Origin of the sequence: Colwellia sp., assembly GCF_013215345.1 — a bacterium.
Classification (GTDB): domain Bacteria; phylum Pseudomonadota; class Gammaproteobacteria; order Enterobacterales; family Alteromonadaceae; genus Colwellia.
The window spans coordinates 63,401-78,888 of the sequence record NZ_JABSOV010000002.1 but is presented as its reverse complement, the minus strand read 5'-3'; the positions used below and the strand labels follow the sequence as shown (position 1 = coordinate 78,888).

The window sequence follows — 15,488 nt, the reverse complement described above, 5'->3', positions numbered from 1 at the left end:
ATTTTTATGTGATTTTTTGTTTTCAAACATAAATCACATAAAAATAAGCCTCTGTCATGTAGTGGCTTATGTAATAAGTAATATTATTGAGGGGCTAACACGATTCAATTCGCCAATATGCCTATGCACTTGGCTCGTCATCCCCTTGGTGTTTTAATCGGACGTGCCATGGATGGCACTTATTAGACAATGCATGGAGCTTATTGTCCTGAATCCAGGGTCTAAATAGCAATAGATCTTCGATCAGAGACTTCGAAGATGACGTTTACAAAGAGTTCCTGAGTAAACTACAGAGGCATGTTCGCCTATTGCGCATCCGCCTGATTTTCAGGTAAAGCTTTGATAAAAGCGGGTAACTTATTACAGTTTTCAACCACTTGATTGATTATGGGGTAGGCACTCATATCAACATTAAATCGATGGGCGTTATACACTTGTGCGACTAAGAAAATATCAGCCACACTCACCGAATCGGCAAAGCAATACCGCCCTGCACTGTCATTTAATTGTATTTCTATGGCGGTAAAACCTATAGTCATCCAGTGTTCAAGCCATAACTGTTTCGCCTCATCTGTAACTTTCAGTGTACCTGCTAAATATTGTTGTACACGTAAGTTATTAAGAGGGTGAACTTCACAGGCTATATCTAAAGCTAATGCTTGAACTTTGACTCTACCTTTTGCATCACTAGGGTATAACGCTTGTTTTGGATGACTGTGCTCGAGATAATCAATAATGGCTAATGATTGGTTTAACGAAAAATCGCCATCGACTAGAGTAGGCACTAAATGGTTTGGGTTGAGTACACTATAATCATTAGCATGTTGCTCGCCGCCATTTTTAACCAGATGTACCGAAATAGACTCAAAGGTTATTTCTTTTAAATGCAGGGCAATGCGGACACGATAAGCCGCCGTAGAGCGCCAGTAGCCATAAAGTTTCATAGTATTCCTTAAAGTAGTTATTATTTAAAAGCAAAAATGCTAATTACCTGACCAAGTTAACTAGTCTAGTTAGCTTTAGTACTGATAGTTAGCATTTACTTATTAGCTTGTACTTATTTGAATGCAGATTAAAAAGCGATTTCAGCTAAAGTCTGCATCTTCATCTAGTTTTGCAAAAATTATCTACTGCGCTTTATATTCAACAACCTTTTGGTCAATAGCACCAAAGATACTTGCACCTTCACTATCAAACATTTCAATGCGCACGGTGTCACCAAAGCTCATAAATGGCGTAGATGGTTTACCATCAGCAATTGTTTCTAACATACGAATCTCAGCTAAACAGCTTGAACCCGCTGAGCGATCGTAGTTTGAAATAGTACCAGAGCCTATAACACAGCCCGCAGTCAATGGGCGAGTTTTCGCTGCATGAGCAACAATGGTTGGGAAGTCAAACGTCATATCGACACCACAGTTTGGTTGACCAAATAGCTCTTTATTTAAATGGGTAGTTAACGGTAAGTGTAATTTTTTACCATCCCATGCATTACCTAATTCATCAGGCGTTACCGCAATCGGTGAAAATGCACTTGAAGGTTTAGCTTGGAAAAAACCAAAACCTTTCGCTAATTCACCTGGAATAAGATTACGTAAAGATACATCATTGACTAACATTAATAACTTTATATGACTTGCGGCTTGCTCAGGTGATGCTCCCATAGGCATATCATCGGTGATCACCGCAACTTCTGACTCAAAATCAATACCAAATTCTTCACTGGCAACGGCTATGTCATCGCGAGGACCAATAAAGGCATCTGAGCCACCTTGATACATTAAAGGATCGGTCCAAAATGTTGCCGGCATTTCAGCATTACGCGCTTTACGTACTAATTCAACATGGTTTACGTATGCACTCGCATCAGCCCACTGATAAGCACGAGGCAAAGGTGACTCACATTGTGCTTGTTCAAAAACTAACGTGTCAGTTATTTCATTGTTATTTAGCGCTTGATAAACTTCAGCTAATTTTGGTGAAATCTCACTCCAATTATCAAGTGCCGCTTGTAACGTTGCGGCAATATCACTGACCACAACAGCTTTATCAAGTGTGCGGCTAACAACAACAAGTTGACCATCGCGTGTATTATTTTTAAGTGTAGCTAATTTCATTGTTAAACCTTTTAATTATATTTAATTATAACTATACCCGTTCCACTTGAATGTGCTCGTTTCAGGAAGTCTGAGCGATTCATAATCAAGGCACATTTTTTTATTAAGGGCTATTCCCTTAAAAAGAAAGGTAACGCAGAGTCTGATTTGCTCAGCCTTCCCCAAGGGCTGGTTTAGAAACGCTTTATGCTTCGTTATTGATTTTGAGAAGGGAGTAACCATTCTCTTCAATCAATGCCTTGCCTAAAGCGTTTCTAATTCCAGCTGAATCATGCAACTTCAAGTGGAACGGGTATATAATATTTCTCAATACAGTTATCTATAAAAGTATGGTACGAATTTTTTCACTGACAACCAAGCTATAGCGTCAGCTTATTAACTAACAGTACGGAATAATTTCTTTACGGCAATTATTACACTGATATTAGCCTGAAAATACACGCCTTTATGCTCTAGGCTTTTACTTCAACTAAATTTTAACTGTTTTTTTATTAATATCGTATTCTCGTAACTTGTTGGCAATTGCGGTATGGCTTAGGCCAAGCTTTCTAGCGAGCTGTCTGGTACTTGGATAAGCTGGGTACAGTTTACGTAACAAATCCGCTTCAAAGCTTTTCACCGCGGCATCTAATGTGCCCTCAAACTCTTGCTCAAGATAACCATGCTCGCGGGTATAAGCTGGTAATGCTAAGTGGCTGGTCTCAATTTCATCACCCTCAAGCAATGAAGCGGCACGGGTAAGTACATTTTCTAATTGACGTATATTCCCTGGCCATGGGTAATGTTCAATAAAGTCACGACAATCATCACTAACTTTCAGGTGAGTACGGCCAATTTGATGAGCAGCTTTAATGATGAAAAACTCTGCCAGTGGTAAAATATCACTACGTCGCTCTCTTAGCGCTGGTAATGTAAGACCAAAAACGTTCAAGCGGTAATAAAGATCTTCTCTAAACTCCCCTATAGAAACAAGGTTTAATAAATCCTTATTGGTCGAGCTAATGATGCGTACATTGACGGTGACTTCTTGCTCTGAATCGACACGCCTAAAGCTACCATTTTGTATTACCCGTAATAGCTTACTTTGCAATTTAGCTGACATTTCGCCTATTTCGTCTAGAAAAACAGTACCACCATCAGCCAATTCAAAGATGCCACGTTTACTCTGCTCTTGATCTTTTTCACCAACACCAAATAATTCAGACTCGGCGACATCATCAGGTAAAGCAGCACAGTTTAAAGTCATAAAAGCATTTTCGGCACGTTCACTGGCTCCATGACAAGCCCGAGCAAGTAATTCTTTACCTGTACCGGTTTCACCCATGATTAAAATGGAAGAGTCGAGTGACGACATGCGCTTAGCTTCACGAATCACTTTTCGCATAGCACTTGATGTTGCCTGAATGCCTGAGAAAGTATTCTCATTAGGCTGTTTAAAGGCATTCATTTGTTGGCCAAGACGAGCTTCAGATTTTAATATTAATACTGCACCAGCAAGTACACGGCTGTCTTCCTCACCGGCAACATGAATTGGCATAATATCAGCGACAAAATCGTCACCTTGGAATTTCAAACGTCGGGTTTGCGCCAAGACATCCTTAGCATCTAACCAGCGATTAAAATTAAAACCTTTCAACCACAAGCTAATGTGTTGCCCAACAAGGGCATCTTCATCTTCACCAATAATATTTGAGACTATGGTGTTAACAATACGAATATTGCCTTTTCTATCGATTGAAATAAAAGGGTCTGGGAAGGTTTTAATTAAGGTGGCAAGTTCATTTCTTTCACGCTCAGATGGCATGTAAGGTGCTGTTTTTACGTCACCTACGCCCTCAATCAAGCGTAATTGCGGCATAAAGGTTTGTAAATCAGAGAAATCTAAATCAGGAATATTAATAAAAATACGCCCTGGCTGCATCAATTCAATACCACGTACATTAATGCCGTGCTCGACAAATATACCTAATACTTTTTCGCCCATGCCAACACGGTCATGACAAGTAATTTCCAAACGCATTTCACAAGCCCTTAATCTAGAATTTAACAAAAGGACTATTGTAAACTAATTTTTACGATAATAAAGCACAACATTTATCAAGTTGGGTTTTGATAAATGTCAGTACTTTATTTTGCTATATTCATAATTTTTATAAAAAATAAAACGAACTCTGTAACGTATTAGACAAGACTGTAGGGGAAATTAATTATTCACCTAATTCATCAGTTTTAGCGGCGCAGATAAAGTCATTTTTATGCAGTCCACCAATAGCGTGTGTCCACCAAGTAACTTTTACCTTACCCCATTCAAGTAAAATCGCGGGATGATGAAACTCACTTTCAGCAAGTTCCGACACTTTATTGGCAAAGGCCCAGGCTAACTTATAGTTTTTAAACTTGTATTCACGCTCGAGCATCATGACATTATCACGTACTTGTGGCACCCAATCAGGAATTAATGCTATAAGCTCTTTAAGCTCTTCATCACTTACTTTAGGTGCATCGACGTGACAAGCTTCACATAATTGGCTCACTAATTTTTTACTTGATTGTGTAGACATTATTTATCCTTACTTATTTTATAGTTATTTTTATAGCTATTTACTAAATTGTTTTACCATGATTAAAAGCTGCTGATTCATGCTTTAACGGTTTATTAAGCAAAGTATTAACTAGCTTGTTTGCTTGGGAATTTGGCCTCATGTAAGCCTAACATCTGTGCTTTGGCAACTAGCTCCATGATATCTTCAACTTCAAACTTTCGAATTTCATCTAAATCAGATACCTTGGTTAGCATGTAATATATAGGTTGCATTATATCTATGCGATAAGGCGTTCTTAAAACATCTAAAACATTAAAAGGCTGACGTTCCACTTCGGTACTATTCATGGCGTAATCTGTTTCTCCTGGAGAAGACAGTACACCACCACCATAAATACGTAAGCCTTTTGGCGTATCGAGCAAACCAAACTCAATAGTAAACCAGTATAGGCGAGCTAAAAACACCCGCTGTTCTTTACTCGCGTTTAAGCCCATTTTTCCAAAGGCTTCGGTGTAGTTGGCAAAAGATGGATTGGTTAGTAGCGGGCAATGACCGAAGATTTCATGAAAAATATCCGGTTCTTGTAAATAGTCCATTTCTTCACGACTACGAATAAAGGTAGCGACTGGAAATTTCTTTTCCGATAGTAGTCTAAAAAACTCACCAAAACCGATTAAAGCGGGTACTGGATAGCATTGCCAACCTGTTGTTGCTTTTAACACCTGACTGACATCATCAAGTTGCGGGATACGATCCGTTGGCAAGTTTAATTTTGCTAAGCCATCATGATATTCATCACAAGCTTTATCTTTGATACATGCTAGTTGACGAGCGAACAGCTCCTGCCAAATAGAGTTTTCTTCTGCTGACCATTCTATAAAGCCCTGTTCATCAGGTACTTTTGAAATATACTTAGTGCCTTTTGCCATAGTATTAACCTTTCATCTTAAGCGACTTTGTTATCGTTTTTTAATCTAATAATTTTTAACCTTGAACTTAACGTTGTAACTAACGACGGAACTAACATTAACTTCAAGGTAATTATTTTTATTGTTTAGTGCATTTATCTTATGACATCAACGTAGATAAAATAAAGCAACACCAAACGGTTAAAAAACCACCAAAGACATTTACTGTACATGAAAGGTTACAGGAAGAATTACAGCCCAGCACCTCTGGCTATGAATGTTTACCAGGACTTATTAAAGATTTAATTTGTTGAGCGACCTTCTTACGAACCTGGGTTAATTTAGGCTTTTCTTCGAAAGGAATAGGTCGACATAGTTCCATGGTTTTGGCGCCTAGCCTAGCGGTTAACATGCCAGCGCCAAGACCTTGGGCGAACCGAGCTGATAGCTTACCCATTAATTCAGCGCCAAGCATATCACTACCTAAATCTGCCACTAACTCACTCGCGCCAGCATAAGCCATATTAACAAACACTTGTTTTATTAACTTTATTCGGCTCCAATAGCCCAGTTTTAAACCATATAGCCCTGCTATTTTATTTATCATGCGTAAATTGCGCGATAACATTATTAACATATCAATCAGTGCTACCGGGCTTAAGGCAACTAAAACCACGGCTTCGGTAGAGAATTTGGCCACTTCATTAAGCGCTTTATCATCCACTTTAGCTAATACCACACGCGAATAAAGCTGAACTAATTCACTCGAACTATGATCTCCGACATAAGCATCATGCCAGTCTTGCTGCTCTTTCGGGCTATCAAATACCAAATCGCAAGGCAGGTTTTCACTAATATGGTCACAAAAGTCTTTACCACGCTGATTAGAAGACTCAGTTAATTGCTCTGCATCGATTAATAACAGCTCTTTTGCTTGCTGTTTCATTCTCTGCCGACTTTTGAACTGCTTAAGACCAATAAATTCATGCCACAAAGCATTACCTGCCACTAAACTCAATGAGGTTAATAACAGCGCATAAAGGCTAGTAATGATCGGAGAACTTTCAAAACCAGCAACAAAGAAATTAACCGCCTCAATGGCGATTAAAGTGACAAATAATACCGTGACCACCCGCCATAACCATGAGTATTTACCGCTTTTAATGTCAGTCACACCTTGGTGTAACTGCTCTGCATCAAGCTCTGACAATCTCATTTCATCAAGGCCATCTTCATTAACAGCTAAGGGTAAATAGTCATCATTGGTAAAAAGAAGCTGCTCGGTTACATGAATATTCGCGTCTTTATTTTCACCCTCGCTTTGCCCGACAAAGGTATCACTTTCGCTAAAAAGTATTTGCTGCTGTAAATTATCGTTGTTTTGCTTGTCTTTGTTGCCTGTCTTAGTCATATCTTTTACCTGCGAGTAAAAATGGTAACCCTTGCACGGGGTCAATATTGATGTTTTCTGCGCTCAATTTAGTAAAGTGAAGTAAGAGCAATTAAATTTAATGATTTACATAGCCAATAATCACCTTAACTAAAGGTGGGCTGTTTATCTGTCCCGATTAGCTTGATTACCTTTATTCGTTAACCTGAACTCTGGATAATGAATGTTATAACGCTATGAAATTTTAATAGTAAATTACACGTTATACACAGTGAAGATAGTTTAGTCGTTATCAAGGCTTTTTTACGCACCCAATAGCTGACTATTGGTAGTAAAAATAACGCTGATAGCGGTTAAAATAGCTTTGTTGTGTAATATTGCTTATCCAGAGCTCAGGTTAGTTATATCATTTTATCTGCCAGTAAAAACTGTAACACTTGATCCATGCGCACATGGGGTAAACATTGCTGTTTGTTGAGACCAGGTAATGGCGCAAACGCTATAAAATCGAAACTGTTCGATTGCCAATAATCATCTTTGGGTAACTGACTGGGAACCGCGCCAGGAAATAGCGTTATTTTTTGGCCAAACACTTCCGTTGACTCTTTACCCTTCGCCTGAACTAATCGTTGTCCTTGGATAACAGGAACATCTGCTCCTTTATATTTACTAACACCAGAATTAGTCGACTTAACAGAAGCTATTGCTAAGGTCTTAATCTGTACAGCTTCATAATGCAAGTGCTGTTTATTTTGATGAATCAATTGATTTAATAACGCCACCATAGGGGCATGTTGCTCAGGAGTAACATGGTCAGCTTTGGTCGCGCAAAACAGTAGTTTGTCAATTTTAGGCGAGAATAACCGAGAAAACAGCCCTGACTTGCCATAGCTATAACTTTGAAGAATCATTGACATGGCGAGCTCTAGATCGGCAAAACTTTCTTTGCCTTTGTTCAAAGGCGTTAAACAATCTGCCAGAACAATTTGTCGATCAAAGCGAAGAAAGTGTTGTTGATAAAACTTACGCACCACTTGCTCTTTATACTCTAGATAACGAGCTCGTAACATACCCACTAAACTGTCATCTGGCGCATTTTGATAATCATTAGCATCAAGATTTTCTATCGCCGGAAAAGGGAAAAACTCTAAGATCGGCGCCCCCGCCAATTCACCTGGCAATATAAAACGCCCTGGCTGGATAACAGATAAACCTAATTCATAGCGAAATGTATGTAAAAGCGCAGTATATTCCTGTGCTAGCTCTGCTAACAGCTCTTCACTAGCACTGGCAAAAGGGTCGATTGTTGCCAGTTTGTCCAGAAAGCTTTCACTGTGTTGAGCCCTTGGCGCACAGTTCATTAAATCATGTGTTTGCTGCGACCACTCTTGATACGTTTGTTTAAGCATAGGTAAGTCAAGTAACCATTCACCTGGGTAATCGGTAATATCTAAGGTCAATGTGGCCATATCAGTGGCATATTTAAGTATTGAATTTTTCGGTTGATAACGAATAGCCAAGCGTAATTCACTGATACCATGTGTTGGCTCTGGCCAAATTGCTGGCTCTGCAGTTAAAGCCGACATGGCAGCATCATAATCAAACCTTGGTACATGGAAGTGCTTTTGCGGTACCCTTTTCGCCGCAATAAAATTGCCATTGTGCACAGGGTCAAAAAAACTCAACTTAGTGCCATTACCTTCATTAATTAATTGATTCACTAATGAAGTAATAAATGCCGTTTTTCCGCTACGGCTTAATCCGGTAACCGCTAAAGTAACATGCTGATCCATAGTGCGGCTAAGTAATTCATTGGCCTTACCTTTTAGATCGTTCTTTAGCTTATCTAGGCCACGTTTTTGAAAAAATGATTTACTTATTAATGCCATAACGAATTGATAACTTGTATATTAATATTTTATTTGAGAAGTCATTTGATAATAAGGGCTTTTAAAAAAAAATTACACCTATTGATTACTTTTCATGAGAAAAGTGAGCGAGTCACTGCAAAGGTAAAAACATTAGCGTTAAAATAACAAAGCTGTCAACGGACAGTTTTGCTATTTTACCAGGCTATGATTAAGCTATTACAGCTTATTAATTTCCCTTGAAACGGTAAATTCCGCCGACGTAACATACTGCTCCATCGCTTGTACCTTTTTTTCTAAAGAGCGAAACTTACGGCCAATATCATATAGCGCCTGTTTCGGCGGCTCGCCCGCCTGCCAAATTCGCGCTTTTACCTTTATTGACTCATTGCTGACATCATATTCTTGCCTGCCTTGTTGAGAACTATTGGCGTATCGGCTTGTACCTTGATCACCTTTAACGATTTTTTCTGGCGATTTATCCAGAATAAACCAACCGGCAATATAGCCTAAGATTAGAAAGGGCATACCAAAAAGCACACCAGATACCACTAAGATCCTTACCAACCAGGTTTCCCAACCAAAATAATCTGCGATGCCAGCACAAACCCCTGCTATCTTGCCCTGCTCGGCGTTACGATATAACTCACCTCTTTTTCGATTCATAATTTGGTTCTCCAGTTTGGGGTCTCCGCGTCTAAAATCGCTTCGAGTGTTTGTATTCTATCTGCCATGGTATCGGCAACTTCTGACAATTCTGATAACTGAATATACTCTTCTTGGCTTAACCCTTGGCTTACTTGTTTTTTACTGCGGTAATGCAACACCAACCATATTGGCGCAACAATAATCATAAATATAATGACTGATACCATCATAACGTCTTCCACATTACTTCTCCTCTTATCCTATTCTACCGATAGTTTTTTTATGCTTTTTTCATGTTGTAGTGATACTATTTCTGCGCTGTTAATGATTTAAGCTATTTCTTCTTGCTTTTCATCTTAGCTTTTAACTGGGCTAATTCATCATCAACCATTTCATCAGTTTCAAGCTCAGCAATCTCATCGGCTAATGATTTACCACCTAAGTCATATGAATCAACTTCTGCTTCAATATCATCAACCTTACGTTCATAGTGATCAAAACGATTCAAGGCATCATTAACCCGAGTACTGTGGATATTTTCTTTTACTTTTAAACGAGAGCTTGCAGATTTTTCTCGAATGACAATCGCTTTTTGACGCGCCTTGGCATCCGATAGCTTATCTTGTAATTGCGTAATTTCATCTTGCAACTTGCGGATATGCTCATCAGCGTGTGTTAACTCATCTAATAAAGCTTGCGCGCTTTCGCTACTTTTTTTCTTTTCCATTAAAGCAGCTCGAGCTAAGTCTTCACGATCTTTACTCAAAGCCAGTACCGCTTTTTCCTGCCATTGCTGTGCGTCTTTTTCAAGGCGATTCACTTGACGGCTTAATTCTTTTTTGTCTGCTAATGTTTTAGCCGAGCTAGAGCGTACTTCAACTAAGGTATCTTCCATTTCTTGAATGATCAAGCGTACCATTTTTGCTGGATCTTCGGCTTTATCTAATAAGTTATTAATATTAGAGTTAATAATATCTGTGAATCTTGAAAAAATACCCATAACATCTTCCTCAACTAATGGCTAAATTATGCCAAACTGGTTTTACTTTTACGTGAACTAAGCATTAACTTAGCGCTTATTTATACTTTAACTACACTTTTAACATATTCATTATTTACGCCAACTTTCACAATAACAATAACTCATTGTTTTAAAAGATATTATTATTTATTTAAAAAAGTCTTTCAACCTCACAAGTAATAAAATACACTATTTGTTAGTGAAATAAACCAACATTTGAGTTTACTATGGCGCGTTTTAAGCAACAAGATAATCTTCTTGGCCAATCCAATAGCTTTTTAGAAGTACTAGAGCAAATATCGCAAGTTGCTCCTTTGAGTAAACCCGTACTCATTATTGGTGAGCGCGGCACAGGTAAAGAGCTGGTAGCTGCCCGTTTACATTTCCTATCTAAGCGTTGGGAACAAAATTATTTAAAGCTTAATTGTGCGGCTTTAAATGAAAACTTACTTGAAACAGAGCTATTTGGTTACGATAGTGGCGCCTTCACCGGTGCCAATAAACGCCATGAAGGACGATTTGAACGTGCTGATAAAGGCACGCTCTTTTTAGATGAGATTGCTAATACCTCAGGCCTTATTCAAGAAAAACTATTACGTGTGGTTGAATATGGTGAGTTTGAACGAGTTGGTGGTTCAAGAACCATTACTACCGATGTACGTTTAGTGGCGGCAACCAATGAAGATTTACCAACGTTAGCAGCATCAGGTCAGTTTAGAGCGGATTTATTAGATAGATTAGCTTTTGATGTTATCACCCTACCTCCCCTGAGAGAGCGTTTAGATGACATCTTAATGCTGGCAGAGCACTTCGCTATTAATATGGCGCGTGAGCTTGAGTTCGAATTATTTAGTGGTTTTACTGAAAAAGCTAAACGTAGCTTGCTTGAATATCATTGGCCCGGCAATATCCGAGAATTGAAAAATGTCGTTGAACGCAGTGTCTATCGCGGTAACAACCCGAACTTACCTGTTCATGAACTTATTATTGACCCCTTTGAGTCTCCATTTAGACCGAGTCAAAGCATGCGCACCCATGATAGGATCAAAGAAGTCAGTGGCAACATTACCACTACTTCTGATAACGAGTACCAAGATGAAGCTCAATTAGCCGCCACAACCAAGCCAATCAGTGTGAAATCGGCGGCAAAAATAGTGAGCCAACAGTTTCCACAATCATTGAAATCGTTATCACAAGATTATGAGATAGAATTAATTCAGTCGGCATTAGCACATTGCCAGTTTAATCAAAAGAAAACCGCAGACGCACTGGAATTAACGTATCATCAATTAAGAGGTTACCTAAAAAAATATAACTTGCTTGATGGTAGTATCAACGATGAGCTTTAAGCCAACACTTCCTTTACTCATTTCGGCTTTTGTTAGCCTGCTAACTGGCTGTAATGAGGCTAATAAACTTTCGTTAAGTGAACGCAGTATTATCTATTGCTCGGAAGGCTCGCCAGAAACATTTAATCCTCAACTGAGTACTTCAGGGACAACAACTGACGCCATTGCTAAACAACTTTATAACAGCCTTATTGTTTATAAAGGGCATAATAATATTTTGGGTCCCTCACTGGCTAAAGACTGGCATGTAACCCGTGACGGTAAAAAAATCACCTTTTATTTACGTCAAGATGTACGATTTCATCAAACCAATTACTTTACCCCGACAAGATTATTTAATGCCGATGATGTTTTATTCAGCTTTAATCGAATTTTAGATAAAAGCCATGCTTTTCATCATGTATCAGGTGGTCAGTACCCTTTCTTCCAAAGTATTAAATTTGACGAGTTAGTTGAGAAAGTAGAGAAAATTAACGACTTCACCGTACGTTTTATTTTAACACGCAATGACAGTTCTTTTTTAGCTAATTTAGCCACCGATTATGCGTCAATTTTATCGGCTGAGTACGGCGAAAAACTATTCATTGAAAATACGCCACATAAAATAGATATCCTGCCTGTTGGTACCGGTCCTTTTAAATTAAAGGATTACCGTGTTGGTTCATTAATTCGCTTTTACCGTCATGATTTATACTGGCAAGAGAAAGCTAAAATAGAACAACTTGTTTTTGATATCTCTCCAAGTAAAACCAGCCGTTTAACTAAACTGTTAGCGAAAGAATGTGATGTCAGTAGTTACCCAATAGCTCATGCGAAAATTGCTGAAAGAAGCGATTTACTATTGGAATCGATTACTTCGTTAAATGTTGGCTACTTTGGCTTTAATACTAAAAAACAGCCTTTTGATAATAAGTTAGTGCGCCAAGCCATCAGCTTAGCTATTAACAAACAGGCGATAATTGATACGGTTTACCACTCTAAAGCAGCCCGAGCTAAATCAATACTGCCAAAAACATCATGGGCTTATGACAGTAACACTCCTGAACTGGGTTATGATCCGGTCCGGGCAAAGTCTTTATTAGAAGTAGCAGGTTATCCTCAAGGCTTTACTATGGACCTATGGGCTATGCCCGTGCAAAGAGCCTATAACCCAAATGCAGTAACCATGGCAAAGCTTATTCAAGCTGACTTAAAGAAAATAGGCGTAAAAGTGAAAATTGTCAGTTATGAGTGGAGTACCTTCTTACGTCGTTTATCATTGGGTGAGCACCAAAGCTTTTTATTAGGCTGGAATGCTGATAACCCCGAGCCGGATAATTTTTTCACGCCAATGCTAAGCTGCTCAGCCAGCGAAAATGGCAATAATCGTACATTCTGGTGTAATGAAGAATTTGACCAACTGCTGCAAAAAGCACTTAAAACCACCAATATGAGTACAAGAAAAAGTTATTATGCCCAGGCCATGGCAATAATTAGTGAAGAAATACCATTATTGCCCATAGCTCACTCAAAGCGCTTTCAAGCACGGGGCACAGATGTCGAAGGGGATATATTGTCTACATTTGGTGGTATCAGCTTTTATCAAGCATCTAAAACTAAACTAACTAGTGAGCCTCAAAACATAGCTAAGCCCGATAAATCCAAAAAGGTTAGTAACTAAGATGCTAACTTTTACCTTACGCCGAATCAGCTTGTTTATTTTCACTATGCTGGTATTGACCCTATTATCCTTTAGCTTAAGCTTTTTATTCCCGGGTGATACGGTTATAAATCATTCAGGTCAAATTAATGCCACAGCAAGCGAATTAGTACAACTTAATAAAGCTTACCAAATGGATAAGAGTATTGTTGATCAATATGGTGCCTATTTAACCCATATTCTTAATGGTGACTTTGGTCAGTCTATGGCCAGTCAGTCACCCATTAACAATGAGATTATAGAGCTGCTACCCGCCACCATAGAGCTCAGTTTAGTTGCTTTACTTATCGCTATGGTAGTTGGTATACCTTTGGGTTTTATTGCAGCTATCAACCATAATAAAGCCAGTGACAATGTAATACTATCTTTAGCTATGCTGGGTTATTCCATCCCTGTTTTTTGGCTAGGTTTACTGGCAATACTGGTTTTCTCTATCGGCCTAGGTTGGTTACCTTCAGCAGGACAAATTAGCTTACTGTTTGAAATTGAGTTTGTTAGTGGCATCCAATTTATTGATATTTTATTAAGTGATAGCCCCTATAAATGGCAGGCTTTTAGTAATGCCAGTGCCCATATTATTCTTCCCGCCTGTGTTATCGCTTTAGCACCGGCAACTATTTTTATTCGCTTATCACGTGCTGCTATGATCGAAGTATTAGCCGCAAGTTATATCAGAGCTGCTCGTGCTAAAGGTTTAAGCTTCCAGCAAATAATATTTCGCCACGCCATACGTAATGCCCTGATCAAAATAATACGCCACGTTGGTTTACAGTTTGCCAACTTAGTCACTATTGCCATGGTAACTGAAGTTATTTTTAGTTGGCCTGGCATTGGCCGCTGGTTAATAGAAAGTATCTATCAGCGAGATTACACTGCCATTCAAAGCGGTTTACTCGTGCTGTCGTGCTTTATATTCATTATTCATATTTTAACTGACTTTATTTATGCAGCTCTCAATCCATTAGCGCGAGGTAACCAGCATGGCTCGTGAAAAAATATACCTTGAAGAAGTATTTCCCTCCCCCTTTATGCAGCTGTGGGGGATTTTTCGTAAAACGCCTGTTGCTATGGTTGGCTTCTGCTGTTTTATTTTTCTTATTTTATTAGCGATTTTTGCGCCAATTCTATCTCCCTACTCGCCTGTAGATGGCAATTTAGAGATGATCTTATTACCACCCGCATGGCATACGGATGGTGATGTCAGTTATCTGTTAGGTACTGATGAGCTTGGCCGAGACATGCTATCTAGGCTGATGTATGGCACCTCACTTACCTTTGGCTTAAGTTTTATTGTCGTTATTTTCTCGTTAGTTATCGGCGTGGTTATCGGCTCTTTATCAGCATTAACGCGAGGTATTAAGTCCAGTTTTTTAAATCACTTCCTCGATGTCGTGCTATCTATTCCATCCTTATTACTCGCCATTATTATTGTCGCAATTTTAGGACCGGGCATCAGTAATACAGTATGGGCAATAGCCATAGTCTTTATCCCGCAATTTATCCATATTACCCGCTATGCAGTAAAAGAAGAATTTAGAAAAGATTATGTCTTAGCATCACGCCTTGATGGCGCCAGTAATTTCCGTATTTTGTACTACTCAGTATTTCCTAATATTGTCGAGCGCCTAATGAGTCAAGCAACGCTAGCGCAATCGGCTGCAATATTAGATATAGCGACATTAGGTTTTTTAGGCCTAGGAGCACAAATCCCCTTACCTGAATGGGGCGCTATTTTGGCCAATGGCCTTGAGCGTTTTTATATAGCCCCTTGGACGGTTTACTTACCGGGCTTAGCAATATTATTCGCCGTAGTTGCCACCAACTTAGTGGGTGAAGGCATTCGCCACGCCCTCAAGTTACGTAAGGAAAACTAATGGTATTGCCACACATAACGACAGTGACAGTTAAAACCGCAACATCGAACAATGACGTTTTACTTTCTTTA

The 15,488-nt window shown here is 39.0% G+C and carries 14 protein-coding genes; 4 read left to right on the top strand and 10 right to left on the bottom strand.

Annotated elements, in window-relative coordinates; genetic code table 11:
• Positions 1–305 precede the first annotated feature (305 nt).
• The 10 genes from maiA to pspA form a co-directional block, all read right to left on the bottom strand.
• Positions 306–944 (bottom strand): maleylacetoacetate isomerase, encoded by a 639-nt coding sequence (maiA, locus tag HRT50_RS00655; RefSeq protein WP_291610286.1) that lies wholly within the window; start codon positions 942–944, stop codon positions 306–308.
• 183 nt (positions 945–1,127) lie between these two features.
• Positions 1,128–2,117 (bottom strand): fumarylacetoacetate hydrolase family protein, encoded by a 990-nt coding sequence (locus tag HRT50_RS00650; RefSeq protein WP_291610284.1) that lies wholly within the window; start codon positions 2,115–2,117, stop codon positions 1,128–1,130.
• 469 nt (positions 2,118–2,586) lie between these two features.
• Positions 2,587–4,137 carry a transcriptional regulator TyrR gene (gene tyrR, locus HRT50_RS00645; protein WP_291610282.1) on the bottom strand — a complete coding sequence of 517 codons (1,551 nt, stop codon included), beginning with the start codon at positions 4,135–4,137 and terminating at the stop codon, positions 2,587–2,589.
• Positions 4,138–4,324: 187 nt separating this feature from the next.
• Positions 4,325–4,678 (bottom strand): 4a-hydroxytetrahydrobiopterin dehydratase, encoded by a 354-nt coding sequence (locus HRT50_RS00640; protein ID WP_291610280.1) that lies wholly within the window; start codon positions 4,676–4,678, stop codon positions 4,325–4,327.
• A 107-nt stretch (positions 4,679–4,785) separates the two neighbouring features.
• Positions 4,786–5,589 carry a phenylalanine 4-monooxygenase gene (gene phhA, locus HRT50_RS00635; RefSeq protein WP_291610278.1) on the bottom strand — a complete coding sequence of 268 codons (804 nt, stop codon included), beginning with the start codon at positions 5,587–5,589 and terminating at the stop codon, positions 4,786–4,788.
• Between the two features lie 250 nt (positions 5,590–5,839).
• Positions 5,840–6,979, bottom strand: coding sequence for a YcjF family protein (locus HRT50_RS00630; protein WP_291610275.1), 1,140 nt, complete (start codon positions 6,977–6,979; stop codon positions 5,840–5,842).
• 380 nt (positions 6,980–7,359) lie between these two features.
• Positions 7,360–8,847: a YcjX family protein gene (locus HRT50_RS00625; RefSeq protein WP_291610273.1), complete on the bottom strand. Its 1,488-nt coding sequence runs from the start codon at positions 8,845–8,847 to the stop codon at positions 7,360–7,362.
• A 198-nt stretch (positions 8,848–9,045) separates the two neighbouring features.
• Positions 9,046–9,492, bottom strand: a complete 447-nt coding sequence (pspC, locus tag HRT50_RS00620; RefSeq protein ID WP_291610271.1) for an envelope stress response membrane protein PspC — start codon at positions 9,490–9,492, stop codon at positions 9,046–9,048.
• The gene (gene pspB / locus HRT50_RS00615; protein WP_291610269.1) at positions 9,489–9,704 is read right to left on the bottom strand and encodes an envelope stress response membrane protein PspB; all 216 of its coding nucleotides are present in this window, start codon (positions 9,702–9,704) and stop codon (positions 9,489–9,491) included. The genes pspC and pspB overlap by 4 nt, the downstream gene beginning before the upstream one ends.
• A gap of 104 nt (positions 9,705–9,808) precedes the next feature.
• Complete coding sequence (gene pspA / locus HRT50_RS00610; RefSeq protein ID WP_291610267.1) at positions 9,809–10,474, bottom strand: phage shock protein PspA; 666 nt, start codon at positions 10,472–10,474, stop codon at positions 9,809–9,811.
• Between the two features lie 248 nt (positions 10,475–10,722).
• Between pspA and pspF the strand changes: the two genes are divergently transcribed.
• From pspF to HRT50_RS00590, 4 genes are read left to right on the top strand one after another with little or no spacing between them, the layout of a single operon-like run.
• Entirely contained in the window at positions 10,723–11,844 is a 1,122-nt protein-coding gene (gene pspF, locus HRT50_RS00605; protein WP_291610265.1) for a phage shock protein operon transcriptional activator, read from the top strand.
• A complete protein-coding gene (locus HRT50_RS00600; RefSeq protein WP_291610263.1) occupies positions 11,834–13,504 on the top strand; it encodes an ABC transporter substrate-binding protein in 1,671 nt (556 codons plus the stop codon). The genes pspF and HRT50_RS00600 overlap by 11 nt, the downstream gene beginning before the upstream one ends.
• 1 nt (position 13,505) lies before the next feature.
• Positions 13,506–14,534 carry an ABC transporter permease gene (locus HRT50_RS00595; RefSeq protein ID WP_291610261.1) on the top strand — a complete coding sequence of 343 codons (1,029 nt, stop codon included), beginning with the start codon at positions 13,506–13,508 and terminating at the stop codon, positions 14,532–14,534.
• Positions 14,524–15,417: an ABC transporter permease subunit gene (locus HRT50_RS00590; RefSeq protein WP_291610260.1), complete on the top strand. Its 894-nt coding sequence runs from the start codon at positions 14,524–14,526 to the stop codon at positions 15,415–15,417. Before HRT50_RS00595 ends, HRT50_RS00590 begins: the two co-directional genes overlap by 11 nt.
• Positions 15,418–15,488 lie beyond the last annotated feature (71 nt).

Bases quoted from the DNA above. Each gene is read 5' to 3' on its own strand.
- maiA (WP_291610286.1), bottom strand. From the start codon at position 944: ATGAAACTTTATGGCTACTGGCGCTCTACGGCGGCTTATCGTGTCCGC.
- HRT50_RS00650 (WP_291610284.1), bottom strand. From the start codon at position 2,117: ATGAAATTAGCTACACTTAAAAATAATACACGCGATGGTCAACTTGTT.
- tyrR (WP_291610282.1), bottom strand. From the start codon at position 4,137: ATGCGTTTGGAAATTACTTGTCATGACCGTGTTGGCATGGGCGAAAAA.
- HRT50_RS00640 (WP_291610280.1), bottom strand. From the start codon at position 4,678: ATGTCTACACAATCAAGTAAAAAATTAGTGAGCCAATTATGTGAAGCT.
- phhA (WP_291610278.1), bottom strand. From the start codon at position 5,589: ATGGCAAAAGGCACTAAGTATATTTCAAAAGTACCTGATGAACAGGGC.
- HRT50_RS00630 (WP_291610275.1), bottom strand. From the start codon at position 6,979: ATGACTAAGACAGGCAACAAAGACAAGCAAAACAACGATAATTTACAG.
- HRT50_RS00625 (WP_291610273.1), bottom strand. From the start codon at position 8,847: ATGGCATTAATAAGTAAATCATTTTTTCAAAAACGTGGCCTAGATAAG.
- pspC (WP_291610271.1), bottom strand. From the start codon at position 9,492: ATGAATCGAAAAAGAGGTGAGTTATATCGTAACGCCGAGCAGGGCAAG.
- pspB (WP_291610269.1), bottom strand. From the start codon at position 9,704: ATGATGGTATCAGTCATTATATTTATGATTATTGTTGCGCCAATATGG.
- pspA (WP_291610267.1), bottom strand. From the start codon at position 10,474: ATGGGTATTTTTTCAAGATTCACAGATATTATTAACTCTAATATTAAT.
- pspF (WP_291610265.1), top strand. From the start codon at position 10,723: ATGGCGCGTTTTAAGCAACAAGATAATCTTCTTGGCCAATCCAATAGC.
- HRT50_RS00600 (WP_291610263.1), top strand. From the start codon at position 11,834: ATGAGCTTTAAGCCAACACTTCCTTTACTCATTTCGGCTTTTGTTAGC.
- HRT50_RS00595 (WP_291610261.1), top strand. From the start codon at position 13,506: ATGCTAACTTTTACCTTACGCCGAATCAGCTTGTTTATTTTCACTATG.
- HRT50_RS00590 (WP_291610260.1), top strand. From the start codon at position 14,524: ATGGCTCGTGAAAAAATATACCTTGAAGAAGTATTTCCCTCCCCCTTT.